The following is a 24,572-nucleotide window of genomic DNA, read 5'->3' on the forward strand; positions in this document are numbered from 1 at the left end:
CTTTCACACCCCCCAGATTGCAAGGATCAGGAGTACCAGGAGCAGGTACCAGGCGTAGCTCTGGACGTTTCCGTTGTAGAGGTAGTTGCGCATAACCTCCCCGAAGTCCTCAACCCACGCCCCGATGTTGCGGTACGTCTTATCAAAGCTTATCCTGAGCCAGCCAGAGAGGGTCTCCTTAAGCGGGAGGAAGAAGTTCCTCCTTATGGTGAGGTTGTACTCCATCGTGACGGGGTTGCCAGACTGGTAGGTGTCCGTGACAGGAACCTTCCTGGCCTTTGCACCGAGCAAGTAAATCAACCCGGCTATGGCAATGCCCACTATGAGGTATGTGAGTATTGCCAGCGCGTTGTACTTTCCGAAGCCCAGGTCGAGGACGAAGAGGTTGCCTCCTATGATATCTCTGCCGAATATCCTGTTGAGCTCCCTTGCGACGAGGCCCGGGGCTATGCCCAGCACGACGTTGAAGAGAGCCAGTATGGCCATCCCCACAGCCAGCGGGAGCGGCGCGTCCTTTGTATCGTCGAGGTCAGTCGGCCTCTGTCCGAACCACACGGCGTAGGTGAACCTTATGAGGTAGACGAAACCTATGGCGCTTCCAAAGAACACCATGCCGCCGAGTATTGGGAGATTCTGGCTTATAACTGCTTCAAATAGTACCCACTTGCTGGCAAAGCCCACCAGCGGCGGTATCCCCGCGAGGCTGAGGATCGCTATAAATGTCATGGCAAACGTGAAGGGCATCTTCTCCGCCAGGCCCCCCATGTCGGCAAAGGTCGTTTTGCCAGTGCGGTACACGATGGTGGCCACTGCGAGGAAGAACAGGCCCTTGAAGAGGGCGTGGCTGAGGGCGTGGAACAGGGCAGCCTGCATGCTCAAAGCCGTGCCCACACCGATGCCCACGAGGATGTAGCCAACCTGGCTTATGCTCGAATAGGCAAAGAGCTTCCTTATGTCCTCCTGGAGGGCCGCCAAGAGGCCGCCGACTATTATGGTGAGGCCTCCGAGGAAGGCTATTATGTAGCCGAACTTCGGGGCGCTCCTGAACATCCCGAACTCCACCATTAACCTCGTGCCCATGAGGATGTACATCATTATGAAGCCGTAGATACCGGTCTTGCTCAGCACGCCGCTGAACATCGCTGTGTAGCTCTGGTTTGTTTCGCTGTAGGCATCGGGTGCCCACACGTGGAGCGGGAAGAGCCCTGCCTTAACGCCGAACGCCACAAGGAATAGCCCGAAGAGTGTCATCAGCTCCCCCGAGCTGAAGGTGGCGCTTCCAAACATCCTCGCGTAGGCGTCCTCTATAAAGGCACTCCTGACCGCGCTGAAGTCAAAGCTCCCGACCTTGACGTAGATGAAGGCTATGGCTATGAGCATGGCGTAGGCTCCGACAATACTGAGCACGAAGTACTTGAGCGATGCTTGCCTGTTGTAGCGGAGCACCATCATGAAGCTGGCGAAGGTCATTATTTCCCAGAATATGAAGAACGTCATCAGGTCGTTTGCTAAGAAGACCCCGAACGCTCCTGTGAGGCTCATCAGGGCAAAGAGCCACTCGTAGCTGCCCCTTGCCGTTGAGACGAGTCCAAGGACCGCGCTGAAGCCGACAAGGGCTGCTATGCCGACGAAGAACCAGCTAAGCTGGCTCAGAGCAAAGGTCATGTTGAAGACGCCGAGGTTTATGGCAAAGGAGAGCCCCTCGGCGGCCTTTCCATGGAGCATTGCAACGTAAGCCAGCGGCACAGCCGCGCCGATGACCCCTATGGCCTCCCTGAGCCCCCTAATGTTGAGAAGCCACGCGAGCACTCCCGCAAGGAGAGGAGTGAAAACGATAAGGGCCAGCTCGTTGATCATGATCCCACCCCCATGAGTGGAACGTTCTTAACGTACTGAACCACGTTGAAGATGTCCTGGCCGGCCTTCTGGGACAGGGTCCAGAAGTAGTCCGGGTAGAGGCCGATGAAGATTATCAGCAGAGCGAGGAAGAGGGCTATAGTTCCGATGGCGATGTTCTCGTGGATCCTCTCCCCTTCGCCGGTGAACCACATGGTGTGGATGAGCCTTATGTAATAGACCGCCTCGACAACGCTTGCCGCGAGAACGAGGGCGACCACCCAGGTGTAATTGGCGTCCATCGCCGCTAAGATTATCCTGACCTTGCTCCAGAACACGTTGAAGAGCGGTATGCCCATGACGGCCACTGCACCGACTGTTATGCTGAAAGCTGTGAGCGGCATCCTCTTTCCGAGGCCCTCGAAGTTCTCCACCGCGGTTCCGCCAAGGGTTATCCCGACGTAGCCGACCGCGAGGAAGAGGAGGGCCTTAACTATGGCGTGGTTGACCATGTGGAAGACGCCTGCGCTGACGCCGTCTGCCGTTCCGAGGGCAAGGGCCACCGCTATGAGGCCGACCTGGGCGATGCTCGAGTAGGCTATCATCCTCTTGACGTCCCTCTGCCTCAGCGCCGAGAGCTCGCCCACGATGACCGTGAGGGTGCCCAATACAATTAGGAGCCTCGTGATGTCCGCCCATCCGGAGGCAGCGCTGAGGATATAGAGAATCCTCGCCATGGCGTAGAGGCCCGCCTTGACGACGAAGGCCGAGAACATGGCCGTTATCGGATGTGGGGCGGCCTGGTAAGCGTCGGGCGCCCACGCGTTGAGCGGGAAGAGCTCGGCCTCAACGGCTAAGCCAAAGATTATGAGCGCGAGACTAACCTGGGCCACGGTGGCGTTTATTCCTCCCGCAAGCTGGGCCAGCTGAGCCATGTTGAGGGTTCCAGTGGCACCGTAGAGGAGTGCCACGCCGACGAGGAAGAAGCTTGAACCTATGCCGCCGAGGATCATGTACTTGAGCGAGGCTTCGGCCGCTTCACCGGTCTTGTTGTAGGCCGTGAGCGCGTAGGCACTTATTGCCGTTATCTCCATGAAGACGAAGAGGTTGAAGATGTCCCCCGTCGCTATCATGCCCGTTGCTCCGAGCATGAGGAGCAGGAAGAGCATGGCGTACTTGTCCGTTGGTTCGGTTTCGATGGCTTTGGCACTGAATATTGCCATGAAGAAGCTGGTCAGGGCCACTATTACCACGAACAGGGCCGCGAAGTGGCCTATGTAGAGGTTGATTCCAACGGGCGGGTTCCAACCACCTGCCATCACTATTATCGGCTTTCCGGTGGAGTAAACTTCTCTGAATACCCACCCAGCTATTCCCACCTGGACCGCGGTTACGAGGATCAGGTAGTACTTCACGGCCCTGTCCCCGAGCCCCTTGATAAGCGGGACGAAAAAGGCGCTGATAAGCGGTAAAGCTATGAGGAGTGAAGCGTACTGCCCGTTCATCCTCTCAACCTCCTCATCTCATCAACGTTGAGTGTGCCGTACTTCTCGTACAGGATGATCGCGGCGCTGAGGGCCATGGCGGTAGTTGCGACGCCTATGACTATCGCCGTGAGAACAAGGGCCTGCGGTATCGGGTCAACGGCCTGGTTGGGGCCTATCCCCTCGCTCAGGATTGGCGCGCTCCTCCCGGAGACGTAGCCTATGCTGACGAGGAGAAGGTTGACGCCTGTCTCCATTATGCTGAGGCCCACGAGGATCTTAAGCAGGTTTTTCTTTACCAGGACGGCGTAGAGGCCTATGAGGATAAGGCTTATTGCCCCGAAGTAGTAAACGCTGATCACTCTCCCACCTCCTCCTTGAGCATGTTGTCGATGATTCCGCTGAGCTCGGTGCCGACCTTAATCCCGATGAGGGTGTAGATCACCGGTATGAAGCCGGCGCTGAAGAGCCTTCCTATGTTCCCTGCGCCCCATTTCCAGGTCAGCCATATCCAGTCGAAGAGGAAGTAGCCGCCTATGGCAAGGCCTATGAGGCCAACGAGGACGTAGCCCATTCCAGCCGCTCCTTCAACCTTCTCAAAGGCCCTGTGGGGGATTTCATAGCCCACGAAGGCCATGTAGAGCAACAGGAACGCCGTGGCTATGGTCGCCCCTCCAGGGAAGCCCCCTCCAGGCGTCAGGTGCCCGTGGATGAATATGTAGGCGCCGAAGAGCACTATGAAGGGGAAGAGCAGCTCGGTTCCGGTTTTGAGGACCACCGAGCCCTCGGTTTTTGCCGTTCTTTCCCTCTTCTTCCTCCAGAGGAGTGCCCCAACGCCCGTTGAGGCTATGAACAAAACGGTGACCTCGCCGAGGGTATCGAACCCACGGTAGTTGACAACTACTGCAGTGACGGCGTTAACAGCGCCGGTCTGCTCCCTGACGTTGTCAAGGTAGTACTGGCCGACGAGCATTTTGTCCTGGCCAAAGGGCACTCCGGCCAGCCCCTGGGCGAGCCAGTAGCCGATTATCAGGAGGGAGATTATCGCGAGTGCGCGCTTGAGCATCTTCACCACCTCACCCACCAGCCGGGCTTCTCCTCTTCCTCCGTTTCAAAGCGCCTCGTTCTCTTTATGGCGAATATGAAGACAGCGCCACTGAGCGCAGCCCCTATGGCCGCTTCAGTCATCGCAACGTCGGGCGCTTGAAGCATGAAGAACAGCAGCGAGGCGAAGAGGCTAACTGCCGCCATGCCGACCACTGCCGCGAGAAGGTCCCTCCACTCAACGGCCAGAATGGCTGAGAGGAGCATGAGCGCCACTATTATGTACTCAACGCAGGCAAAGCAGTTCATTCCCCACCACCTTCCTTCGGCGTTTCACCCTCTTCACCTTTGGCTTTGGCTTCAATGTGGTCGCGGTACTTGTCCATCACGCTGCCCTCCCAGAGGGGGATACCGCTCCTGTAGGCCGCCCTTATCAGCGCATGGGCGCTAATCGGGTTTGTCAGCAGGAGGAAAACTGCTATGACGATGGTTTTCGTGAGCCAGGCAACGCTTCCGAAGTCCTCCCCCAGTGCCCAGATCCCGACACCAACCATAACGCCGAGCGAACCGAGTGTTGCGCTTTTCGTTGACGTCTGCATCCTGTTGTATACATCTGGCATCCTTATGAGACCCAGGGCTGAGAGGAAGTAGAAGAACGTTCCTATGAGCACAAGGGCTTCACCCAGGGCGGTGAGTACATTCATAGGCCTCCCTCCAGGTAGCGTGCAAAGGCTATCACTCCACCGAAGGCGAGTATCGCGTAGACGAGGGCCACGTCAAGGAGTATCATGCGCTGGTAGTAGAGCGCAAGGAGCACCATGAGCCCAGCGGTTACGGTGGTCATGATGTCAACGGCGACGAGTCTGTCTACCGTCGTTGGCCCGGCCATGAACCTGTACATGCTGAGAAGGGTCGCTATCGCTATGAGGGCGAGATAAACGTTTATCCCTATCATTCGAAGATCACCTTCAGGAATTTTTCAAAGGGAGCCGTTATTTTCTCTGAAGCGGCTTTAACGTGCTCCTCTTCCTTCTCGGTTAGGGCCTCGTCGGGAACCCATATCCAGTGGATGAAGTAGTCGTCGCCATCGACGTCGAGGGTTATGGTTCCCGGGGTGAGGGTTATCGAGTTCGCGAGGGCGAGCTTTCCGGGGTTGGTCTTAAGAACGGTCCTGCAGTGGACGATGCCAGGCCTTATCGGCCTCTTCGGGTGGAGAACCCTGTAGGCCACGTCGAGGTTAGCCATTATCATGGCCCACAGGAAGTAGGGCACGTAAACTATCGCGTAGGCAATCCTCTTTGGATGGAGGTTCGCCAGCCCCCTCGTGGTGAAGATTGGGTAGGTTATAGCTGCCACTATCGCCGAGAGAATGAAGCCAAAGGTTAGCTCCTGGGGATCTAAGCTCGCCGTCAGGGCCAGCCATATCAAAAACAGGACTATAAGCGTGTAGAGGTACCTGCTAACTTTGCTTGCTTCCTCCATTCATCAACCCTCCAGCGGTTGGTGGACATCTCAGGACACTTCAACTTGGCTATCCGGAAGTTGAAAACAATTGCTTATAAACCTTGCCTGCGAAGAACGGAGGTTTAAAACCTTTGGTTAAAATGCGGGAAGCAACTTTGTCCTTTGATGCTAAAAAGGATTCCTCGGGCTCCAAATTCCGTCTCCAAAAACAACAGGCGCGGGCCCGCAAAAGTTAAGAGAAACGGAGTCAGTATATCGAAATCCTCTTAACGCCCTCGAGCTTTGAGAGCTCGTTGATGAGGTCACCCGGGATTGGCCTCTCCGTGATTATCGTCAGGGTAGCCTCGGGGTAGAGCTCGGGGTCCTCCGCGACGACCTGGACGATGTTTATGCCCCTCTCCGCTATCTTCTGGGATATCTTCGCCAGTATCCCAACCGTCCTCGGCTCTGGCTCTATCTCAATGACGCCGTATCCGACGTGCCTTCCCACGTGCTTCATGTGGACTGTTGGCTCGAGGTTGGCGTAGATCTCCTTCAGCTCGGGTACCGCGAGTATCATGCCAACGGTCTCCTTCACAACGCGCCTGTCGACGTTGAGGGCCTTGGCGATCTTGGTGTAGGGAACCTCTATTTCCCCCGCCTTTATCTTCATGTCGTCCGAGACCCTGAGACCGTACTTGAGGAGTGTCTTCGCTATTACCTTCCTTACCGGGTATTCGTCAAAGTAGTGCTCGATCTTTCCCCACATGGGCCATCACCCACTTAAGTTCATCACTAGACGTTTTGCATCACTGGTATTAAAATGTTTCCATGCCCTCATGGGGACAGTCAACGTCCTTTAAAAAGCTTAAGATGGATAAAATCTCCATCGGCGGGTTTTTAAGAGGGTTTAAAAAATCCCCGGGCATGATAGAAGTTTCTCTCCCCAACGTAAAGTTTGAGGAAAAGGAGGAAAGCGTGAGACTCATCTGGAGGGAGACGCTTTACGCTGACTTTGACAGGAAAGAGCTTCAAAGGATTTTGATGAGAAAGTACCGGGTTAAACCCGAGCTAATCGTTAGGGACGGGAGGCTCTTCGTTGATACCGACTATCCCGGTATCGAGAAGTACCTGGCCATCTATATCCAGAACAACCTCGGCGCGCTTTTGAGGAGCCGCTACACCAACAGAAAAGTCCTCTACATCCACGAGGGCACGGATGTTCCTCTTCTCGGCTACAACGCCTTTGGACTGATTGACAGGGGAACCAACCTCATCCAGGTGAGAGGTATTAGCGGCTGTAATCTCAGCTGTGTCTTCTGCTCCGTCGATGAGGGCCCCTACTCAAGAACCAGGAAGCTTGACTACGTAGTGGACATCGACTATCTAATGAAGTGGTTTGATGAGGTCGCGAGAATGAAGGGAAAAGGCCTTGAGGCCCACCTCGACGGCCAGGGCGAGCCCCTCCTCTATCCCTTCCGCGTCGAGCTCGTTCAGGCCCTCCGCGGGCATCCGAACGTTTCGGTAATCTCAATGCAGAGCAACGGGACTCTCTTGACGGATAAGCTGGTTGAGGAGCTGGCGGAGGCCGGCCTCGACAGGGTGAACCTTTCCATACACTCCCTCGACCCGGAGAAGGCCAAGATGCTCATGGGAAGGAAGGACTACGACCTTGAGCACGTTCTCGACATGGCCGAGGCCCTGGTAAACGCGGGAATTGACGTCCTCCTCGCGCCGGTCATAATCTTCGGAGTAAACGACGACGAGGCCGAGGCCTTCATAGAGTTTGCCCGAAAAATAGGCGCTGGAAAGCGCTGGCCCGCCCTCGGCTTCCAGAACTACGTCCCCTACAAGTTCGGCAGGAACCCGGTAATAGCGAAGGTTGTCCCATTCAATGAGTTTTACGCCTGGCTGAGGGCCCTTGAAGAGAAAACCGGCATGAGGCCTCTGATCCTTAAGCCGGCCCACTTCGGCATGGAGAAGAGGGAATTCATACCCCTCGCCTTCAAACCGGGTGAAGTTGTCAGGGCCGAGGTTGTTCTGCCCGGGAGGATGGAGGGGGAGATGCTCGCAAAGGCCCGGAACAGGCTTATAGAGGTTATAAACACCAACGCAGAGGTTGGGGACAGGATAAATGTGAGAATCGTAAGGACGAGGCACGGGATTTACACTGGTACGGAGGTTTAGGTGCCCTCAAAGCCCGGCAACACGCGGGGTTACAAAGGCCTCTATGAAAGCCGCCAGGAGCAGGAGGCCAGCGGAGAGGGCGTAGAGCCTGAGGGATGAATAAACCAGGTCTAAGCCCTCTTTCTTGAGGGTTCCCCGGTACAGGAGTATTCCGGCGGTTGCTGAGAGAAGTATCGCAGGTATCTCGAATACCCCGTGGGGGACTATGGCGAGGAGGGCCTGGACGGGGCTCATGAGTCCCTGGGAAATTACCAGAGCTACCACGAGCCCGAGGATGAAGCCGTTGACCATAACTATAAGCCAGGGGACGATGCCGAAGAGTACCCCGAGGGCATAGGCGGAGGTCGCGACGCCGAGGTTGTTGAAGTATATCGAGAGAAACGTGTGAAACCTGTCCTGGGTGTCGATTTTTCCGGCTATGGATCTTCCGATGCTCTCAAAAATCCCCAGAGACCTCTGGGATGCGGTCAGGGCGGTTATCGCACCAAAGACAACTGCTATAGTAAACCCAAGCGTGAGTAAAACAAAATACTCCTTTGCCCTATCCCTTGCCCGGGAGGAGGTGAAAGGCAATTTCCTCACCCTTCTAAAGCTTTCTTTAGGGCTATCTTGAAGTCCTCAACGTTGACGTAGGGCATTTCAATGTCCATCCTCACGGCGAAGAACTCCTCTATCAGGCGTTCCAGCTCGTCCAGCCTGTGCCCCTCGAGCTTTTCCTCCAGCTCGTGGACTGCCTCTTCTGGATGGACAAAGAAGTCCCCCGTTATCCTGACGTGCTTAGCTACTCCATTCTCCTCGTCGAACTCGATCCTTATGAGCCCCTTCCTGGCCTTGTGCTCGCCCATGCGGTGCTTCACGTTTTCACCTGTGATAAGTTTGCGGGAGAACTTTTTAAAGGTTCGGGGATAGTTTGGCCGGTGGTGAGAATGGCCTACGCAGACGTTCTGGAAGGGGTAAAGTCCGCCCTTCGGGATGCTCTCGGGGAAATGCTCATCGAGGCTGGAAAAGAATGGGACGGCGAGATAACCTTTGACGATACTCCAAGCCCCGAGCTCGGCGACTTCGGAACTGCGGTAGCTTTCCAGCTGGCGAGGGTTTTCAGGAAGGCGCCAAAGCTCATAGCTGAAGAGCTTGTGGCAAGGCTTAACGGAAGGCTCCCGGAGGAGATTGCAGAGGTCAAGGCCGTGAACGGCTACATAAACTTCTACCTCGACTACGACAGGTTTGGGAGGAAGCTCGTGGGCGAGATACTGGAAAAGGGCGCCGCCTATGGTGAGAAGGACATAGGGAAGGGCAGGAAGGTCATCGTCGAGCACACCTCGGTGAACCCGACAAAGCCGCTCCACATGGGGCACGCGAGAAACGCCGTTTTAGGAGATACAATGGCGAGGATCATGAGGAAGCTCGGCTACACCGTCGAGGTTCAGAACTACATAGACGACCTCGGAGTCCAGTTCGCCCAGGTTCTCTGGGGCTATCTCAACCTTAAGGAGGAGTTCGAGAGGATTGAGGCCGAGCTGAGGGAGAAGGGCCTCAAGGAGGACTTCATAGACCACACCCTGGGCCTGCTCTACGTCGAGGTGAACAGGCGCACAGAGGAGAATCCAGACGTGGACAGGCAGGTCCGCGAGCTGATGAAGAAACTGGAAGAGGGGGACAACGGGATAGCAGAAACAGGCAGAAAACTGGCCGAGAGGGTCGTTAAGGCTCAGATGCTCACAACCTACCGCATGGGGATAACCTACGACCTCCTCAGCTGGGAGAGCGATATAGTGAGGAGCGGAATCTTCGGCGAGGCCTACGAGCTTATAGAGGCCAGCGAGAACTTCTTCTGGGCGGAGGAAGGGAAGTACAAAGGGGCTTTTGTAATGGACTTGAGGAAGCTCTTCCCGGACATGAAGAACCCGTTTTTGGTGCTCAGGAGGAGCGACGGGACTGCAACCTACACGGGCAAGGACATAGCCTACCACCTCTGGAAGTTCGGCAAGGTTAAGGCGGACATGCTCTACAAGCTCTGGGACAGGAAGGGGAACCACGAGACCTGGACGACGGCGCCGGACGGGGAGGAGATGCCCGGTAAGTTCGGGAGGGCCGATATAGTTATAAACGTGATCGGGGCAGAGCAGAAGCACCCGCAGATGGCGATAAAGTACGCCCTCCAGCTGCTCGGCTTCGAAGATTCTGCGAAGAACTTCTACCACTTAGCTTACGAGCACGTGGTCAGGCCAGAGGGTTCCTTCTCGGGCAGGAAGGGGACGTGGGTCGGCTTCACCGTTGATGAAGTGCTCAACGAGGCCGTTCAGAGGGCGAGGGAGCTGGTGGAGCAGAAGAACCCTGGCCTGAGCGAGGAGGAGAAGGACGAGATAGCGGAGGCCGTTGGCGTTGGAGCGGTGCGCTTCAACCTCGTCAAGTACAGCCCCGATAAGATAATCACCTTCCGCTGGGAGGATGTTCTCAACTTCGAAGGTGAAAGCGCGCCATACATCCAGTACGCTCACGCGCGCTGTGCCTCAATTATTAAAAAGGCCGAGGAGAGCGGCATAGATACTAACTGGAGGAGCCTCCTTGAGAAAGCCGACTTCTCGAAGCTCACCCTCCGCGAGAAGGAGCTGATAAAGCTCCTCACCAGGTTCCCAGAGATTATTGAGCAGGCAGGCAAAGATGTTAAGCCGCACCTGGTTCCAGCTTACCTCAACGAGCTGGCAAGCCTCTTCAACAGGTTCTACATGGATCACCCCGTGCTCAAGGCCGATGAAGGCATCGTGGAGGAGAGGCTTCTCCTCGTGATGGCTGTAAAACAGGTCCTCGGAAATGGGCTGAAGCTCCTCGGCATAGAGGCGCCGGAGAAGATGTGAGCTACTCCCCAGCATTTTTTCAACAACGGGATCTGTGACCCAGTATTTTCCTTCTTCCCTGGATATACAGCCATTTTCCAGGTTACATAAGTTCGCTCAGCCGCGCATTGGTTATGGGTCCTGCCCTGGCCTCCACGTAGTCTTAGCCTTTCTATGGCTATCCATGGACAACCCTAAAATACCCCCTCCACCTAAACCTTCCGGTGATCCCATGCGCGGCGTTATAGTCCCCCTGGTTACACCTTTCAACGAGGACTACTCCATAGACGTTTCTGCCCTCGAGGAGCACGTGGAGTACCTTCAGAAGGCCGGCGTCCACGGGATATTCATCAACGCTACAACAGGTGAGTTCACGAGCCTCAGTCACGAAGAGAGGAAGTTTCTCGCTGAGAAGGGGCGCGAGCTCGTCACTTCGGCCTTCTACCTCGTGGGGACGGCATCCCCGAACACTCTGGAAGTTATTGAACTCACAAGGCACGCCCAGGACATAGGGGCGGACTGCGCTGTCATAGCGCCGCCATACTACTGCCCCCTGAGGGAAGAGGCGCTCTTCAAGCACTACTCGATGATAGCCGAAAAAACGGAGATTCCGATCATACTCTACAACATCCCCTCCTGCGCCAGCCCGTTAAGCGTCTCGCTTATCAAACGCCTCGCCCTCGAGTATTCCAGCATTGCCGGCGTTAAGGAGACGATAGATAGCGTAAACCACGTCAGGGACGTCATTCTCGAGGTCAAGGGCGAGAGGAAGGACTTTAAGGTTTTTACCGGCCTCGACCAGCACTTCCTCAACACCTTAGTCCTCGGCGGCGACGGAGGGATAATGGCCTGCGCTAACTTCGCCCCCGAGATACACCTCGCGGTGTGGAGAGCTTTTCAGGAGAAGCGCTTTGAAGAAGCCTTTGAAGGGGCGAGAAAGCTGGCGAAGCTCTCGAAGGTTTACGATTTAGCGTCATCCTTCGGCTCCGCGATAAAGTTAGCAATGTCCGTCAGGGGCTTCTCGATAAAACCCGTCCTGAGGCCGCCTTACATCGCGGACGGCGAAGAGGTGAGGGAAAAGATAAGGGAACTGTTAAAGGAGGTGCTGGGCTGAGCCCTTCTTCCCTTCAGCCCCCGTAAACAACGGGGAGCACCTTAACGACGTCCCCGTCTTTGAGCCTGCAGTCCTCAACCTTCCTCTCGTTCACCAGAATGTGGTGTTCGCCCGGGCTTATCCCGAGCTCCCTGAGAAGCTCGCTCACCCTCTTTCCCTCTTCCACCTCAAGCTCCTTCCGCGGGCCGTGCTTCAGGGCGTGCTCGCCGTAGAGTATCAGGGTTATCCTCATGGGAACCACCAAAGGGAAAATCAGAGGCCGAGGCGCTTTCTTATGCGCTTCACCTCGCGCTTTGCTTCACCAAGGCCGAGCTCCTCTAAGATGTCTTCCCTCGGAATCCCGTGCTCGTCGTAGCCTATCTCTTCGTAATACTGCCTTACCTTGGCCCTTATCTCCTCCCTACCCGGTGCGCTCCCCTTCGCCGGGCCGCTCGGGAGGGGCTCGTAGAACCTCGGCGGGTTGTCGTCGTCCTTTGAATCCCAGTAAACGTCGGGCCCTCCGAGGAGGAGAAGGATCCTCTGGAGGTGGAGTATCCTCAAACCCACCTCGTTGAACCACTTCTCCGGCGTCATCTCAAAGCCCGTAACGGCGTTTCCGAACTCGATGATCCTCTCAAAGCCCGGCTTAGCTGTGAACATGCACACAACGGCGGAGTCGTAGAAGGCATTCACCAGCTCGCCCTCGTAGCTCCTCGCTGGCAGCCCAGCGGTTGCCGTGTGGTCGCCCCCCTGAACGGAGACAGCATAGCTTATGTCCCTCGTGTAGTCAAGGCCGCTCCTGACGCCGTGGGCGCCTACTCCAATCCCCTTGACGTGGACGGCGTACTTCATAACATCCACGCCCTTCATCTCCGAGATGCGCTTCGCCGCGCGGTAGGTTCCCCCGGCTAGGACTTTTCCGATGCCCTCTCCCTTAACCATCAGCTCGAGGAGCCTCGCGAAAGCTTTTTCATCGCCCCATTCGAGCCTGAAGCCGATGTCTTCCTCCGTTAGGATTCCCCTCTGGTAGAGCTCCGCGGCGAAGCCGAGGACGTTGCCCGCGTTTATCCCGTCGAGACCGAGCTCATCAACGAGGTAGGAGAGGTAGACAACCTTTTCGGGCTCGAATATTCCGAGGTTAGTGCCCATGTAGGCCATGAGCTCGTAGTCCGGCGCGTCTGTTATTGCGCCTTTATACGGCCCGTAGCGGAGGTAGGATATCTTCATGCAGTTGACCGGACAGCCGTAGTCGGCCCAGTACTTCTTCACCCAGGCCCTGAGCTCGAAGTTCACCACGCTTATCCTCCCGTCGTCGTGGTACTCCTCCTGCCAGTTCCTGATCGGCTGGCTCGAGCGGTCTTTACCGACGCTGTAGCCGCCCGCCCCCGTCCCCTACTGCCGGAAGGTGGTGAGGGTCAAAAGCTCCCTCTGGAACTCGCGGAGCATTGTTTTGAACTTCTCCGGCTCGTGGACTTCGGGAAGAGCTTTGTTCCCCTTGACTAAAACCGCCTTGAGGTTCTTGCTCCCCATGACGACCCCAAAGCCGCCGTAACCAGCGGCGTGCATCAGCTTGCTCATTACGGCGGCAAACCTCACCTTCTCCTCCCTGCCCCTTCCAATGTACATCATCGCCGGCTCCTTGGGGATACCTTTCAGCTTAGCCCCCTTTCTCAGCTCGTCGTGGACTTCCTTCAGCAGGGTCCTGTGGAGCTCGAGGCCCCCCATGCCCCAGTACTTTGAGGCGTCCCGAATTTCCACATCGTCGTCGTTTATGAACAGGTAAACTGGCTCCCTGGCCTTTCCGCGGATTATTATCCCGTCGTAGCCCGCGCTCTTGAGTTCTATTCCCACTTCACTGCTCAGGACGCTCCCCACCACGCCGTTGCTCTCCGGAGATTTAGCAACCACCGCGGTTTTTATTCCTGGATAATAACCCGTCAGCGGGCCTGTGAGGATAAGGAGGAGGTTCCCCTCGCCGAGCGGGTCAATCTCTTCCCACCTCTCGCCGAGCTCCCTCCAGAGGATGTACGTGCCGAGCCCCCTGCCGCCGTAGAAGCGGAGCATGTCTTCGCTCAGCTCGACGGTTTTCACGCTTTCCGTGCTCAGATTGACATCAAGAAGCTTTCCAGCGTAGCCCTTCATGCCCATCACCCCGCGAACTCCTCCCCAAAGACCTTCCTCGCCAGCTCGGCGCTCTTCTCGACGGGGTCTTTCACGAAAGTCCTGTAAACAGAGCGGTAGTTGCCCTTGACGAGCGTTAAAGCGTCATGGCCCGCCTCGTGGCAGACCTCCACGCACTTGGGCTCTCCGTTGCAGAGGTCGCATATCACGACGCTACCCTTTCCTGCAGGAATCCTCGGGACGTTGCCCGGGCATGCTAAAACGCAGGCACCGCACTCGACGCACTTCTCTTCGCTCACTTTCACGGCACCGGTTGCTTCATCCACGCTCAGCGCACCGAATTTGCACGCGTTCACGCACGGATAATCCGGGCACTGGACGCAGGTGTGTGGGACGTTGACGCCTGGAAGGAGCTCGTACACCCTGATGCGGGAAGCCTCGGGCCATATTATTCCCTCGTGCTCCAGAGAACAGGCTATCTCGCAGAGCCTGCAGCCGCTGCATCTGTCGGGAGTTACAAGAATCCACAACCTTTCCCCGTCACCCATTGGGAACACCTAAACCATGAAATCGCTTCCAAGCTATATAACTGTTGCGATAACGTGAAGATTTGGATCTTAATGAAATGCCCCAAAACAGACGCCCCTGATTTTATCACAAAGGAAAGGGAAGGTGTGAGCAGGTGGCGTCACTTTATCTTGTACCTCAGGAAGGCACCGATTCCGCCGAAGGCCTTGTAGAACTGCTGGCCTTCCTCCGTGTCGAGGGAGATGACCTCAACGTTTGAGCCCGCTTCCTCGGCAATCTTTATGAGCTCCTCGGCGACGTCCCACTCGTCGAAGCTGATGTTCTGGCTGCCGCACTTTGGACAGTGGGTGAGCTTCTTCCTGTAGACGTGGAACTCCGGCCTGCTCATGGTCTTTTTCTCTTCCCAGCCGCAGTTGTTGCACTTCGCGTGAACCCTGACACGGTCGTAGCCCTCGCTGATGAGGAGCGTATCAACAGCTCCAAGCTCGAGCGCCTTCCTGACCTCGTTCTCACCGTAGGTTACCATCCCGGTGTCCTTGACGATGTGCCTGAAGAAGTCCTGTATGAGGTGGCGCTCCCTTATCGCCTCGTGGTCTTTGAGGATGTCGCTGGCCTTCTCTACGAGCTCCTTGAGGCCGTACTCGCCGCTGTAGCTTATATCCACTACGCCTATTATCTTCTTCTGGAGCTCGTGGTGGAGGTAGTCCCCTTCAACGAACTCCTCCTTGGTCGGTCCTGGGCCACCCACGATTATGCCCCTCAGCTCGCCCTTCTCAAGGAGCGGGAGGAAGGCGTTGTTGGCGTGTTCACCTATGCGCTTCATGAACTCGTGGGTCTCCTGCTCCCTGATCCTCTCGTAACGCCTGGCCGACTGACCTCCAGCGCGGGTCTTCCCGGGGACGTTGGAAGTGAGCTCATCGATTACCTCAATCCTTTTCCCCCTGAGTAAGCCGATAGTAGCCTCGTTCTTCTCGACGGTTATGAGGCCGTAGGCATCTTTAACGCGGAGCATCTCTTCGAGGGGTTCAGTGACGAAGGTCTGGTCACATCGATAGAGCCTCACGTTGAGCGGCTCGGGGGGGACTATTGCCCAGAGCTTTATGTCGCTCACTCCCTCCTGCTCGCTGACGTTTCCGACGAAGAGGGCGAGACCGTTCTCAGGCGTCTGCCTGTAAAGTTTAAGGTGCTGCATCGCCCTCTCCAGGGCGCCCAGGACGTTCTTTCGAGTTGACTTGCTCTTTATGTTCTGGGCGGTGCCATACTCTTCTCTGAGCTGCTGCATGACCTTGTTTATGTCATAGCCTGCAGGAATGTAAAGGCTGACCAGCTCGGTTGCCCGCCCTCGATAGCCTTTGAGCTCCTCGACCTTCTTTTTGAGTTCATACATCTCAGCGGATTTATGAGACATGAGCATCACCCCTAAAATTCTCCCGTTGTAAGGGCATAAAAAAGGGGAATTTATAAAGGTTTGGAGCTCAAATGAGGGAGAGCAGAATTAAAATGAAAACCCCGACCACGCCCCCAACGGCTATTATCAGGAAGTTGACCAGGTTGAGCGGGATGTGGGTGATTCCAAGGAAGTTAAGGACTCCGAGGAGCAGGAGCCCGGTTATCGCGTTGACGGCTAACCACCTGAGCACCGCCAGCGTCAGCTTTATTACTATGTAGCCAACCGCTATCAGGAGGATAAGAAGAATCAAAAGTTCCAGCATTTTCATGCCCCCGATAGTTTCTCGAGGGTTTCACTGGCTATGTCCCCAAGCTTGACCCACTTTTTGCCCTCGAAGGGGAGGATGACCTTGTCTTCTACACCAACCAGCTCCCTGACTTTAGGTTCGAGCTCCCTAAGGCCGAGCTCGCCTATGAGGATAAGGGCGAAGCCCTTCTGGTTTTTGTCGCCGCTTTCAAGGGCCCTTCCAGCCTCTTCTACGATAAGGCTATGGTACTCTGCCGCCAGGTCTGGGAAATTCTTTGCGAGGCCGTAGAGGAGTATCATCGCGTTTTCCCTAACGTAGGAGTTCTTTGACTCCACGAGGCTCAAGAGCTTTTTGATGGCCTCTCCGTTCAGGTGAGGTCGTATGACATCGGGGTTATTGTCCATCAGTGTGACCATTGTGAGGAGGACATCACCGACAACACCAGGGTTATCGTCCTGGAGGAGCTCGAAGAGGGCCTCCCTCGTCTTTTTGTCCTTTGTTGCTTCCTCCACCACCAGCTGGAACTGATCGCTCTCGAGCATCTTTTTGACTTTACCCGTTTTGGAGCCGAAGGATAGGAGGGGCATTGTGGTCACCACCGGAGTATTGCACCGTTAATATTTAAAAGGTTCCCCCTCCTTGATCTTATGCCATGATTACACATGAAATACTGAAAAAATCATCTGGGTTATATGTGGCCAGTTCTCTCCTAGTGATCTCTATGGTAGCGCTCTCTCGCTTTCTCTGCCCCTGCTGGGTGGTTGTCTTGGTCTGGCTTGTTGGCCTGTCTCTGGTAGGCCGTGTTTTCCCTGAGTTTCCGATAACTATCAAGCTTTCAGTTGCACCGGCCGTTGGGATATCGGTTTTGGCAATAGTCTTCCATATTTTCAGTCTGTTCGGGGCTGGAATAGAAAAGGGGACTGTTTTTTTAGTTATGCTGGCTACGATACTTTTGGCTCGTTCATGGCCGAAGCTTTTAGAATTAGTGAGGAGCACAGTTCGCGAAAAGGACGATATTCTCAGGTGGACTATTCCAATACTGATTATCGTGCTCGTCCACTGGGCTGTTTATACTTATCCAACGGACAACGTTGACAACTTTTTCCACGCCACCAAAATCGAGTACATGCTAAGGTACGATACCACTTATCCTCCAGTGGTCCCCGTTTTCGATGTTTTAACATATCCCGCGGGTTATCATTCTCTGGCGTCTTTTGTAATGATTCTGAGTGGAGAAAAGGTGATACCAACGGTCATGCTGGAGCTGAGGCTCTGGGAGTGGGCTTTTCTGGCTATGGGTATTTATGCCCTCTCATGCCTCTGGTTCGGACGAAGGGTTGCTAATTACACCCTCTTAGCCATGCTCAGTGTGAACTTGCTCCACTACTACCTTCTTGTTTACATAGCACCGAACTTTCTGGGATTCTACTTCTTCGCAGTTCTTCTTGCCATTTTCGTCCAGATGAGTGAAAAGCTCGATATGAAATACCTCATATTGGTTCTCATAAGCGTTGGTGCCGTCTTGGTTCATCCTTACAGCTACCAAAATTACGTTTTCGTTGCTTTGGTGTGCCTTGCTCTCAAGTTCCTCTCTGAAGGTTTAAGTATCCGCAGATTCGTTTTCCTGTTTAAACGTGCTTTCATTCTTTTTGTCATTCCACTTTTCGTCCACGCGATTATAAATCCCTACTTCTGGTTCCCCTCATTGGCTCATGTCGAACTGGAGTACCCATGGGCTTCTTACATTTGGGATGTTGTCCCTAAACTTGCGGTATTTCATGGCAGGAATCCCAGGGACACATGGGGATACTTCGAGCTCTTTACCAAATGGGCAACGGTCAGAAACGGCAACTACCTTGGATTGCTCTTCATGATCCTCGGTGGGATTTATCTTGTGTACAAAAGAGAGTTCAGGAGAAAGGGACTTTCGCTCGTAGCCTTTTTCGCTTTTGTTATGTTTCTAATACTTGACAGGCTGACAATAAACGTCCCCGTACCTTTCTACAGCACCGCGGCCATTGAGAGGATGTTCCTCTGGCTGGTTCCAGTGTTTCCCCTTTTCGTCGGAGCAGGCCTTTCGTGGTTTGGGGAGCTTGTATCCAAACCCGCAATTAGAGAGATAAGCAAGAAAACCCTATATTTAAGCGTTGTGGGTGCCTTTTTCCTAATCCCCGCAGTTGGCACTGCTCATGATCTCCTCTCGGCGGAGGCTAACTTTTACGTCTGGGCTGACAACCTCGAGGACTTCCTCTGGATTTCCGGCAACTTTCCCAGTGTGACTGTGTTGAACTCCTGCACGCTTGATTCAGCAGAGTGGATGCCCTTCTTTGAGCCCCAGAGTAACATAACAGTGCTGTTCAACAGCAGGATTAAAGGATGCAGGATATGGAATATGACCCCTTCAAAATTTGCCGCAAAGATGTTCAACGAAAGTCAAATTCTTCCTGGCTACATAGCGTACATAGACACCAACGCTCCCAGTCTGAATCCCCTGGACTTCTTTCAAAAATATCGGCTTCTAAGAGTAAACGGGAACAACTGGATTTTTGATCTATCATCTTTAAACGCATCTATGAACGAGAAAACTGCGGCTTTGGCTCTGAGACTCTGTGGAGATTCCATACCTGGCAACACGGAGAAATACGGAAAGTACTTCGTCTACGGCTTTAAAAAGAAGTACTTTGGGGTGAGAAGCCAGTATCTGAGAGGCCTTGAATATGCCTGGATGGATAGTAGGGAAGGTGTTGTGGGGTTCACCCCCTGTAAAGACTATCGGGGCCTTTGGATAGAGCTTTACTCCCCAACAGAGCAGACCACGAACGTTACCGTAAACGGAAAACCCATATTAAAGGACCTTGAACTTAAGGCTGGAGAAAATCGTCTGGAGATTCTCGCTCCCTTACCCAGAGATAGGCTTACCTTTGTGTCTCTCTCGGTTGAAAAGGAGCCCCTTGTTATACGGGAAATCAAACTATTGGCTGAATCATAAGTTTGGAAAAAGTCTATTATTTTTCGGTGCAAGATTCTTGAGGACATCTAAGGGGTAGAGGACAGAGGCAAAAACAAGATAAACGGTGTCTACGTCAACGGGAAAGACTTCCCATGTGCACTCTACATCATGGCGTGGAGGAGATGATATGGAAGACAGGAAAAAGGGCGCGATGTTCCTTTCAGTTATCCTGGCCTATTACCTCGTGACCCGCCTGTGGGGAATATCCTCCGCCATGAATGAGTATTTCGACTACGACGAGGGCACATACCTCATGATGGCCAGATTTATCAACCACGGAGTGCTGCCTTACCGCGATATTTACGCTGTTCATCCTCCTTTTTACTACTACCTTCTCGCCCTCTGGCTCCGCATTTTTGGAGACAGCTACGTCGTTGGAAGACTCCTCTCCGTTTTCCTGGGACTTTTGGCTGTTTTAGTTGCCTACCTTGTAGGCAGGGAACTCCGCGGTTGGAAAACTGGAGTTCTCCTCTCGGCCCTTGTTGCCATGGATCCCATAATGGTTCACATGAACGGCCTCGTGTTTCACGAGACCACGATTGAGCTGTTTACCCTACTCTCCCTCTACTACTTCGTCAGATACGTAAAGCAGAGAAACAGAAAAGACGCCCTATGGTCCCTCTTCTGGGTGGGAGTTGGAAGCACTTCCAAGTTCACGATACTGCCGTACGCAGCGGCCCTTTACGTTGTCCTCGTGCTTTTCATTGAAGCCGAGACTGAATCCTATCTCGATGGCCTCGGCAGGGTTCTGCTCAACAGGGTTCAGGTTTTTCTTGTTCTCGTTGCCTACGGCATTATGTCCCTCTTCATCGTGGGCGCGGTAATGCTTTATCCATCAGATGAGCTGAGACACATCCTGATACTCCCCGGGGTGCATTGGATAGACATTGTTGGACACATCATTCCAGCTGGGATCTTTTTGATAATCTGGGGCTTTCTGACCCTTTACGTCTTCAGGATATCTTACATCAGAAAACTCGTGCGCTCCGTTCATCTGACTCTCCGGAACTTAAAAACGGCCCTTCAGTACCTTCTGGCTTTTCTGCTCCCCAAAGCTGTGATAGAGGGCGTCCTGGGATTCGTTGTGAGTGCTGATTACTTTAATCAGACATACCTTGCCCAGGGTTCCAGGTATATCCCCCTGGCCGGGTTCTTTGACCTTTTCGCAGGCATTATTAAGGACTTCACGAACGAAAAGCCGGACTTCGTTGTTTTTTACGTGCCCTTGATCTTTATCTTCACGGTTTTACTCTTTTACTTCAGCAGAGGGGAGAAGCTAAAAAGGCCCTCTGTTGCGGGGCCCCTCTTAGTTGTCTCCTCCGTTATGTACCTTCTCGCTTTCCCAGTAATCCCGAACATGAGGTTCATTTATCCGATGGTGCTGACGGCCTACCTGGCGTTTTTTGAATCTCTCCCAGACGGGCTTGAAGAAAAAAAGCTCGTGGCTTTGGCTTTCGCAATTGCCCTGGTTTTTGGGGTGGCAGATTATGGGGTTGCTTACAACTACCGGGATGGAAAACTGCTCCTCGCATGGGCGGGCCACAGCAAAGACCTCAGGGACGATCTCGGTGAGTACATTCAAAACACGAACCTGCACGGGACGTATCTCTCGGTTAACCCCTTTAATGCCTACTACCTGAACCTCAGGATCGACCCGTACTGCCTTGACACATTTGGAATCATCTACATGGGGAACTCCAGCCGGCTTTGGGAGACCGTGAACAAAAGCGATTACATGCTTTTCAGCACGTGGATGTACACAATGAGCAGGGAATCCAAAGTTTTTGAGAAAACCTTCGGAAAACTGAAGGAACGCGCAGTCGTGAACGGCTCGCTTCTTTACGCCGAGAGCTACAGCAAAGGAGACGTTATAGAGCTCTTTAGCAACTCTGGGGAGAGCTCTCACGTGATAGGATTCTCGTCCTTCTTCGGAAAGCTCCAGCTGTGGGTAAATGGGAGCGAAGTTGCCTACGTTTATCCTTCGGTCGGCAACGTCACCTACTCGTGGAGGACAACCATCAAGAAGAGCTCCAACGGAGAGTACGACCTCGTCTATTACTCCAGAGACGGGAATTCAATTGCAGCCCGCCTTTCCCGGGAGGGAAATTCTCTAACGCTGTCTTTCCCCGTGGTTGCGAACCTGACCATTGAGTTTAAGAAGAACGCAGTGGCCATTCAGAACGGGAAGCTCCTCAGGGAAGGCACCCGTGGTAAGTTTACGGTTTTCTATCCCGAAGGGAGCTTTTCAGTGGAAGGCGACGGCACGGTGACGCTGATAGCTTCATCCAAAGTCGTTCTGCAATGCGGAGAGGTCAGAATCGAGGCGGAAAATTAATCAGCTGGAATCCATGTTTGAGGATATTTCACTCCTTATTTTTTCGTTGAAGCGATCCTCAGAAGACGAGAGGGAATCCGCAAGATTTTCATGTTGCCCCTTGGCTATCCTTAAGTAGTAAATACCCCACACAAGGATAATCAGAACCAGTGCCATCGTAAGGAGGTATTCCACGGCCCCCTGGGCCCTTAATCTTCCCATAACTTTGTACCCCCAATATAAGAAAAGAAAAAGCGACCTCATCTTGTCATCAGCTGAGAGCACTGTTGAGCTCACTACTGAGCTTGCTGTTAATTGAGCTCTGGCCCTGGATTATTGTACTCCCAGTACTCTGACCTGCGCTCCTGAGATACCTTATGACGATGGCTATTATTATCAGGGCCGCCGCAATCATGAACAGGTACTCAATCGCACCCTGGGCCTTCCTCTTCATTCCCAATCACCTCCTTGGGTTCTTCATATCAATCTGCAGTTTTCTGCCTTAAATACCTTTCTCCTCAAATTTGCGGGATATCCCGACAAATCTGGGTATAGACCGCAGGCCTTTAACTACCCTGTAAACCCGCTGGAAGAAAAACAAACTAACCCGGCTATCGTTGGGCTTTATTCAATGCGCCCCGGTTATCAGGCGATGGCTAACTCCCCGTTCAAAAAAACCTTTATATAACTTTTTCGCCAGGTTGGAGGGGAGTGCGGGCCATGAAACTGGTGTACACCTCCGCCGAATCAGCGAGCGTTGAAGATGGGGTAAGCCATTTCATGGAGAAACTTAAAACCGCTAAGGGTGGAGCCGGCTGGTATATAGTCTCCGCACAGCTTAACATCACGTTCGGTGCGTTTATGCACATATCTGCACTTCTCCTTGTCGATGAGTCGAAGACCGGCGGCGACTTGGCAGTTGTCTATTCCACCGGCGGCGGAAGGGAGGCCGCTGTCCTTGGCGTTGTTGAGAAGCTGAACACCGTTATAAAGAACGCGGAAGTTGTCTCCTTCAGGATCGGGTCCTATACAACGCCCGTAACCAGGAGGACTTATGCCGTTGGAATCGTGGCCTACAACAGGCCCGCGCTCCAGGCCTCTGAGGTTTCAAAGACAAGTGACCGAAGGGAGCTTCTGGCCCACGTTCTTTCCCTCTTCGATTACAATCCCAGAGTCCTCAACGTCTCCGAGCTTGCCAGGATCTTTGACGTCTCCAGGGATACGATCTACTACGACATCCAGCAGATATTAGAGGAAAAGAAGCGGGACTAGCCCGCGTAAAATGGAACCGGCGTAGCGGTCAGTACAAAGAGAATCGCCGCCAGGAGAGCCAGGAGTTTTCTGCTTGCCGGTATCGGTGAGACCTCATCTAAAGCCCCCGGGTTTCCGGCGCTTCCGATGAACAGGATCAGCAGGGCCCAGAGGAACCACCCTGCCCAGAAGTAGCTCATGATCACCAGGAAGAGCCCCATCCCCCACGTGAACTGGCGGTGGAGCCCTTCGCTCATGAAGGCCCTCGCTACGTGCCCTCCGTCGAGCTGTGCCGCGGGGATCAGGTTCAGGAAAGTAACGAGAATCCCGACCCAGCCGGCTATGGCCACCGGGTGCAGGAGGAGCACGTAGTCCCCCGAAGGCGGGTTGAGGAGGGCCCTCTGGAGGATCTCAAACAGGAGGTTTGTGCCGAAGTATATCCCTTCCCCTGGCAACGACTGGAAAGCGCTGACGGGAACGAAGGTGGAAAGCCTCAGCCCCACTGCCGTTACGGGTATTGCGACCATGATCCCGGCCAGGGGCCCGCTAACCCCCAGGTCGATCGCGGCTTTTCTTGTCGGGACGGGGGACTTTACCCTTATGACAGCTCCGAGGGTTCCGAGCAGGTTGGGGAAGGGTATGAAGTAGGGGAACGTTGCCCTGACGTTGTGGAGTGAGGCCGCTATCTTGTGCCCCAGCTCGTGGGTTCCGAGTATTCCCAAAACGCTCATGGAGAAGGCCAGGCCTATAACGTAGGGATTTCTGTAGCCCGGAAGGCCGAACTCGTCGAGGGTTCCGATGTAGTTGAGGGCAAGAACGTATCCAGCCCACAGCGTTGAAAGGAGCGTTGCTATAAAGAGCAGCACGCCTATCCTGGGGTTGTCCCCTTTGATTTCCCCCGCGGGGAATATGTAGAGGACGGCCCTTCCGCCAGACTTTTTCAAAGCCGCCCAGTAACCATAGCCCTCTATCTCGCTCAGAAACCTCTCGAAGTCGTCTTTGATGATTTCCCTGACCTCAAACGTGAAAACTCCCTCCCTGAATTCGAGAGGTTCGGCGGAATAAAACTCCCGGACCTTCGCCTCAACCTCCGCCGGAAGCGCGGGACGGGAGGCAGTAGTTTCCCCAACCTCCACCGAAAAGCCCACGAGCACCATGTCGCCCCCGCACTTAGGGCAGGCTTTTTCCAGGAGTGGTTCGCTGGAGTCGATGACCTCCCTATGGCCGCAGTTAACGCACTCGTAAATTCCCCTCGGCATTTCTTCCCCCGGAATAGAGGGATGAAAGAGGTTAAAAAGTTATGTCCCCGGCGAATCCCTATGTTGATTTCACTCCTCAACCTCAACTTCTCCCTTCTCTGCGTCAACCCTGGCCCTGGCCCCGCTCTTCAGCTTCGACACGTCTATACCGTCCACCATGGGGATTCCCGCTATTATCGCCCCCGTTGCAACAATCGTCTCAGCCTCGCCGACGATTATCGCCTTCGGCGCCTTCCCGTTCTTCTTGAGGGCGTAAATAACGTAGGAGCCGACCGTTGAGCCCTTCCCGCGTGGAAAAGCGAGCACCTTCCCCGCTATGCTCTGCCCCCTTATGTCGCTCTCAGCGTCGGTGACGATTCCAGTCTCGGGGTCAACCCCCCCGAGGAAGGAGAGGGGCTTCTGCGAAACTATGAGCTCCCCCTCCGCTTTTCCTCCGAATATCTTTCTCCCTTTGAGCTTCATCCTCCCACC

General features: G+C 54.4%; 28 protein-coding genes. 6 read left to right on the forward strand and 22 right to left on the reverse strand.

The window, feature by feature from the left end:
- Positions 1–3: 3 nt before the first annotated feature.
- The 9 genes from ACZ47M_RS06225 to ACZ47M_RS06265 form a co-directional block, all read right to left on the reverse strand.
- On the reverse strand, positions 4–1,857 hold the full coding sequence (locus ACZ47M_RS06225; RefSeq protein ID WP_315343442.1) for a proton-conducting transporter transmembrane domain-containing protein: 1,854 nt from the start codon (positions 1,855–1,857) through the stop codon (positions 4–6).
- A complete protein-coding gene (locus tag ACZ47M_RS06230; RefSeq protein ID WP_315343440.1) occupies positions 1,854–3,341 on the reverse strand; it encodes a proton-conducting transporter transmembrane domain-containing protein in 1,488 nt (495 codons plus the stop codon). Before ACZ47M_RS06230 ends, ACZ47M_RS06225 begins: the two co-directional genes overlap by 4 nt.
- Positions 3,338–3,682 (reverse strand): NADH-quinone oxidoreductase subunit K, encoded by a 345-nt coding sequence (locus ACZ47M_RS06235; protein ID WP_315343438.1) that lies wholly within the window; start codon positions 3,680–3,682, stop codon positions 3,338–3,340. Before ACZ47M_RS06235 ends, ACZ47M_RS06230 begins: the two co-directional genes overlap by 4 nt.
- Positions 3,679–4,386, reverse strand: coding sequence for a Na(+)/H(+) antiporter subunit B (locus ACZ47M_RS06240; protein WP_315343528.1), 708 nt, complete (start codon positions 4,384–4,386; stop codon positions 3,679–3,681). Before ACZ47M_RS06240 ends, ACZ47M_RS06235 begins: the two co-directional genes overlap by 4 nt.
- Positions 4,387–4,388: 2 nt before the next feature.
- On the reverse strand, positions 4,389–4,673 hold the full coding sequence (locus tag ACZ47M_RS06245) for a DUF4040 domain-containing protein (RefSeq protein WP_010477873.1): 285 nt from the start codon (positions 4,671–4,673) through the stop codon (positions 4,389–4,391).
- Entirely contained in the window at positions 4,670–5,068 is a 399-nt protein-coding gene (gene mnhG, locus ACZ47M_RS06250; protein WP_315343435.1) for a monovalent cation/H(+) antiporter subunit G, read from the reverse strand. Before mnhG ends, ACZ47M_RS06245 begins: the two co-directional genes overlap by 4 nt.
- The gene (locus ACZ47M_RS06255) at positions 5,065–5,319 is read right to left on the reverse strand and encodes a monovalent cation/H+ antiporter complex subunit F (RefSeq protein WP_315343434.1); all 255 of its coding nucleotides are present in this window, start codon (positions 5,317–5,319) and stop codon (positions 5,065–5,067) included. Before ACZ47M_RS06255 ends, mnhG begins: the two co-directional genes overlap by 4 nt.
- Positions 5,316–5,846 carry a Na+/H+ antiporter subunit E gene (locus ACZ47M_RS06260; RefSeq protein ID WP_315343432.1) on the reverse strand — a complete coding sequence of 177 codons (531 nt, stop codon included), beginning with the start codon at positions 5,844–5,846 and terminating at the stop codon, positions 5,316–5,318. Before ACZ47M_RS06260 ends, ACZ47M_RS06255 begins: the two co-directional genes overlap by 4 nt.
- Positions 5,847–6,075: 229 nt before the next feature.
- Positions 6,076–6,576 carry an ACT domain-containing protein gene (locus tag ACZ47M_RS06265; protein WP_464883382.1) on the reverse strand — a complete coding sequence of 167 codons (501 nt, stop codon included), beginning with the start codon at positions 6,574–6,576 and terminating at the stop codon, positions 6,076–6,078.
- Between the two features lie 158 nt (positions 6,577–6,734).
- Here ACZ47M_RS06265 and ACZ47M_RS06270 point away from each other — a divergent pair, with 158 nt between their 5' ends.
- Positions 6,735–7,994, forward strand: coding sequence for a radical SAM protein (locus ACZ47M_RS06270; RefSeq protein WP_315343429.1), 1,260 nt, complete (start codon positions 6,735–6,737; stop codon positions 7,992–7,994).
- A 6-nt stretch (positions 7,995–8,000) separates the two neighbouring features.
- Here ACZ47M_RS06270 and ACZ47M_RS06275 read toward each other — a convergent pair whose 3' ends face one another.
- Both ACZ47M_RS06275 and ACZ47M_RS06280 read right to left on the reverse strand, forming a co-directional pair.
- Positions 8,001–8,576: a stage II sporulation protein M gene (locus tag ACZ47M_RS06275; RefSeq protein WP_315343427.1), complete on the reverse strand. Its 576-nt coding sequence runs from the start codon at positions 8,574–8,576 to the stop codon at positions 8,001–8,003.
- Complete coding sequence (locus ACZ47M_RS06280) at positions 8,573–8,851, reverse strand: lipoate protein ligase C-terminal domain-containing protein (protein ID WP_315343424.1); 279 nt, start codon at positions 8,849–8,851, stop codon at positions 8,573–8,575. Before ACZ47M_RS06280 ends, ACZ47M_RS06275 begins: the two co-directional genes overlap by 4 nt.
- A gap of 69 nt (positions 8,852–8,920) precedes the next feature.
- Here ACZ47M_RS06280 and ACZ47M_RS06285 point away from each other — a divergent pair, with 69 nt between their 5' ends.
- Positions 8,921–10,849, forward strand: coding sequence for an arginine--tRNA ligase (locus ACZ47M_RS06285; protein ID WP_315343525.1), 1,929 nt, complete (start codon positions 8,921–8,923; stop codon positions 10,847–10,849).
- 211 nt (positions 10,850–11,060) lie between these two features.
- Positions 11,061–11,942 (forward strand): dihydrodipicolinate synthase family protein, encoded by an 882-nt coding sequence (locus ACZ47M_RS06290; RefSeq protein ID WP_315343421.1) that lies wholly within the window; start codon positions 11,061–11,063, stop codon positions 11,940–11,942.
- Between the two features lie 13 nt (positions 11,943–11,955).
- On the opposite strand, the gene ACZ47M_RS06295 is transcribed toward ACZ47M_RS06290, so the two are convergent.
- The 7 genes from ACZ47M_RS06295 to ACZ47M_RS06325 form a co-directional block, all read right to left on the reverse strand.
- A complete protein-coding gene (locus ACZ47M_RS06295; RefSeq protein ID WP_315343418.1) occupies positions 11,956–12,174 on the reverse strand; it encodes a MoaD/ThiS family protein in 219 nt (72 codons plus the stop codon).
- A 20-nt stretch (positions 12,175–12,194) separates the two neighbouring features.
- Positions 12,195–13,262 carry an aldehyde ferredoxin oxidoreductase C-terminal domain-containing protein gene (locus ACZ47M_RS06300; RefSeq protein WP_464883411.1) on the reverse strand — a complete coding sequence of 356 codons (1,068 nt, stop codon included), beginning with the start codon at positions 13,260–13,262 and terminating at the stop codon, positions 12,195–12,197.
- A gap of 51 nt (positions 13,263–13,313) precedes the next feature.
- Positions 13,314–14,069, reverse strand: a complete 756-nt coding sequence (locus ACZ47M_RS06305) for an aldehyde ferredoxin oxidoreductase N-terminal domain-containing protein (protein ID WP_464883383.1) — start codon at positions 14,067–14,069, stop codon at positions 13,314–13,316.
- A complete protein-coding gene (locus ACZ47M_RS06310) occupies positions 14,069–14,590 on the reverse strand; it encodes an aliphatic sulfonate oxidoreductase polyferredoxin-like subunit (RefSeq protein ID WP_315343415.1) in 522 nt (173 codons plus the stop codon). Before ACZ47M_RS06310 ends, ACZ47M_RS06305 begins: the two co-directional genes overlap by 1 nt.
- A 140-nt stretch (positions 14,591–14,730) precedes the next feature.
- Positions 14,731–15,978 (reverse strand): peptide chain release factor aRF-1, encoded by a 1,248-nt coding sequence (gene prf1, locus ACZ47M_RS06315; protein WP_315343522.1) that lies wholly within the window; start codon positions 15,976–15,978, stop codon positions 14,731–14,733.
- Between the two features lie 67 nt (positions 15,979–16,045).
- On the reverse strand, positions 16,046–16,288 hold the full coding sequence (locus ACZ47M_RS06320; protein ID WP_315343412.1) for a pro-sigmaK processing inhibitor BofA family protein: 243 nt from the start codon (positions 16,286–16,288) through the stop codon (positions 16,046–16,048).
- The gene (locus ACZ47M_RS06325; protein ID WP_394356324.1) at positions 16,285–16,854 is read right to left on the reverse strand and encodes a hypothetical protein; all 570 of its coding nucleotides are present in this window, start codon (positions 16,852–16,854) and stop codon (positions 16,285–16,287) included. The genes ACZ47M_RS06320 and ACZ47M_RS06325 overlap by 4 nt, the downstream gene beginning before the upstream one ends.
- A gap of 179 nt (positions 16,855–17,033) precedes the next feature.
- Between ACZ47M_RS06325 and ACZ47M_RS06330 the strand changes: the two genes are divergently transcribed.
- Entirely contained in the window at positions 17,034–19,256 is a 2,223-nt protein-coding gene (locus ACZ47M_RS06330) for a hypothetical protein (protein ID WP_315343407.1), read from the forward strand.
- A gap of 148 nt (positions 19,257–19,404) precedes the next feature.
- Positions 19,405–21,612, forward strand: coding sequence for a glycosyltransferase family 39 protein (locus tag ACZ47M_RS06335; RefSeq protein WP_315343405.1), 2,208 nt, complete (start codon positions 19,405–19,407; stop codon positions 21,610–21,612).
- Here ACZ47M_RS06335 and ACZ47M_RS06340 read toward each other — a convergent pair whose 3' ends face one another.
- Positions 21,613–21,813 carry a hypothetical protein gene (locus ACZ47M_RS06340; RefSeq protein ID WP_315343402.1) on the reverse strand — a complete coding sequence of 67 codons (201 nt, stop codon included), beginning with the start codon at positions 21,811–21,813 and terminating at the stop codon, positions 21,613–21,615.
- A 49-nt stretch (positions 21,814–21,862) separates the two neighbouring features.
- Positions 21,863–22,045, reverse strand: a complete 183-nt coding sequence (locus tag ACZ47M_RS06345; protein WP_315343401.1) for a class III signal peptide-containing protein — start codon at positions 22,043–22,045, stop codon at positions 21,863–21,865.
- 266 nt (positions 22,046–22,311) lie between these two features.
- On the opposite strand from ACZ47M_RS06345, the gene ACZ47M_RS06350 reads away from it, so the two are divergent.
- Positions 22,312–22,863: an HTH domain-containing protein gene (locus ACZ47M_RS06350; protein WP_315343518.1), complete on the forward strand. Its 552-nt coding sequence runs from the start codon at positions 22,312–22,314 to the stop codon at positions 22,861–22,863.
- Here ACZ47M_RS06350 and ACZ47M_RS06355 read toward each other — a convergent pair.
- Both ACZ47M_RS06355 and ACZ47M_RS06360 read right to left on the reverse strand, forming a co-directional pair.
- Positions 22,860–24,101 carry a site-2 protease family protein gene (locus ACZ47M_RS06355; protein ID WP_315343400.1) on the reverse strand — a complete coding sequence of 414 codons (1,242 nt, stop codon included), beginning with the start codon at positions 24,099–24,101 and terminating at the stop codon, positions 22,860–22,862. The genes ACZ47M_RS06350 and ACZ47M_RS06355 overlap by 4 nt on opposite strands.
- 69 nt (positions 24,102–24,170) lie before the next feature.
- Positions 24,171–24,563 carry a DUF126 domain-containing protein gene (locus ACZ47M_RS06360; RefSeq protein WP_315343399.1) on the reverse strand — a complete coding sequence of 131 codons (393 nt, stop codon included), beginning with the start codon at positions 24,561–24,563 and terminating at the stop codon, positions 24,171–24,173.
- Between the last annotated feature and the right edge of the window lie 9 nt (positions 24,564–24,572).

The organism is Thermococcus waiotapuensis, from assembly GCF_055384795.1.

Excerpts from the sequence above, each read along its gene's own strand:
- ACZ47M_RS06290 (WP_315343421.1), top strand. The coding sequence starts at position 11,061 with ATGCGCGGCGTTATAGTCCCCCTGGTTACACCTTTCAACGAGGACTAC.
- ACZ47M_RS06325 (WP_394356324.1), bottom strand. The coding sequence starts at position 16,854 with ATGCCCCTCCTATCCTTCGGCTCCAAAACGGGTAAAGTCAAAAAGATG.
- ACZ47M_RS06285 (WP_315343525.1), top strand. The coding sequence starts at position 8,921 with ATGGCCTACGCAGACGTTCTGGAAGGGGTAAAGTCCGCCCTTCGGGAT.
- ACZ47M_RS06355 (WP_315343400.1), bottom strand. The coding sequence starts at position 24,101 with ATGCCGAGGGGAATTTACGAGTGCGTTAACTGCGGCCATAGGGAGGTC.
- prf1 (WP_315343522.1), bottom strand. The coding sequence starts at position 15,978 with ATGTCTCATAAATCCGCTGAGATGTATGAACTCAAAAAGAAGGTCGAG.
- ACZ47M_RS06335 (WP_315343405.1), top strand. The coding sequence starts at position 19,405 with ATGGAAGACAGGAAAAAGGGCGCGATGTTCCTTTCAGTTATCCTGGCC.
- ACZ47M_RS06295 (WP_315343418.1), bottom strand. The coding sequence starts at position 12,174 with ATGAGGATAACCCTGATACTCTACGGCGAGCACGCCCTGAAGCACGGC.
- ACZ47M_RS06305 (WP_464883383.1), bottom strand. The coding sequence starts at position 14,069 with ATGGGCATGAAGGGCTACGCTGGAAAGCTTCTTGATGTCAATCTGAGC.
- ACZ47M_RS06360 (WP_315343399.1), bottom strand. The coding sequence starts at position 24,563 with ATGAAGCTCAAAGGGAGAAAGATATTCGGAGGAAAAGCGGAGGGGGAG.
- ACZ47M_RS06225 (WP_315343442.1), bottom strand. The coding sequence starts at position 1,857 with ATGATCAACGAGCTGGCCCTTATCGTTTTCACTCCTCTCCTTGCGGGA.
- ACZ47M_RS06310 (WP_315343415.1), bottom strand. The coding sequence starts at position 14,590 with ATGGGTGACGGGGAAAGGTTGTGGATTCTTGTAACTCCCGACAGATGC.
- mnhG (WP_315343435.1), bottom strand. The coding sequence starts at position 5,068 with ATGAATGTACTCACCGCCCTGGGTGAAGCCCTTGTGCTCATAGGAACG.
- ACZ47M_RS06320 (WP_315343412.1), bottom strand. The coding sequence starts at position 16,288 with ATGAAAATGCTGGAACTTTTGATTCTTCTTATCCTCCTGATAGCGGTT.
- ACZ47M_RS06340 (WP_315343402.1), bottom strand. The coding sequence starts at position 21,813 with ATGGGAAGATTAAGGGCCCAGGGGGCCGTGGAATACCTCCTTACGATG.
- ACZ47M_RS06265 (WP_464883382.1), bottom strand. The coding sequence starts at position 6,576 with ATGTGGGGAAAGATCGAGCACTACTTTGACGAATACCCGGTAAGGAAG.
- ACZ47M_RS06240 (WP_315343528.1), bottom strand. The coding sequence starts at position 4,386 with ATGCTCAAGCGCGCACTCGCGATAATCTCCCTCCTGATAATCGGCTAC.
- ACZ47M_RS06245 (WP_010477873.1), bottom strand. The coding sequence starts at position 4,673 with ATGAACTGCTTTGCCTGCGTTGAGTACATAATAGTGGCGCTCATGCTC.
- ACZ47M_RS06255 (WP_315343434.1), bottom strand. The coding sequence starts at position 5,319 with ATGATAGGGATAAACGTTTATCTCGCCCTCATAGCGATAGCGACCCTT.
- ACZ47M_RS06260 (WP_315343432.1), bottom strand. The coding sequence starts at position 5,846 with ATGGAGGAAGCAAGCAAAGTTAGCAGGTACCTCTACACGCTTATAGTC.
- ACZ47M_RS06350 (WP_315343518.1), top strand. The coding sequence starts at position 22,312 with ATGAAACTGGTGTACACCTCCGCCGAATCAGCGAGCGTTGAAGATGGG.
- ACZ47M_RS06230 (WP_315343440.1), bottom strand. The coding sequence starts at position 3,341 with ATGAACGGGCAGTACGCTTCACTCCTCATAGCTTTACCGCTTATCAGC.
- ACZ47M_RS06270 (WP_315343429.1), top strand. The coding sequence starts at position 6,735 with ATGATAGAAGTTTCTCTCCCCAACGTAAAGTTTGAGGAAAAGGAGGAA.
- ACZ47M_RS06345 (WP_315343401.1), bottom strand. The coding sequence starts at position 22,045 with ATGAAGAGGAAGGCCCAGGGTGCGATTGAGTACCTGTTCATGATTGCG.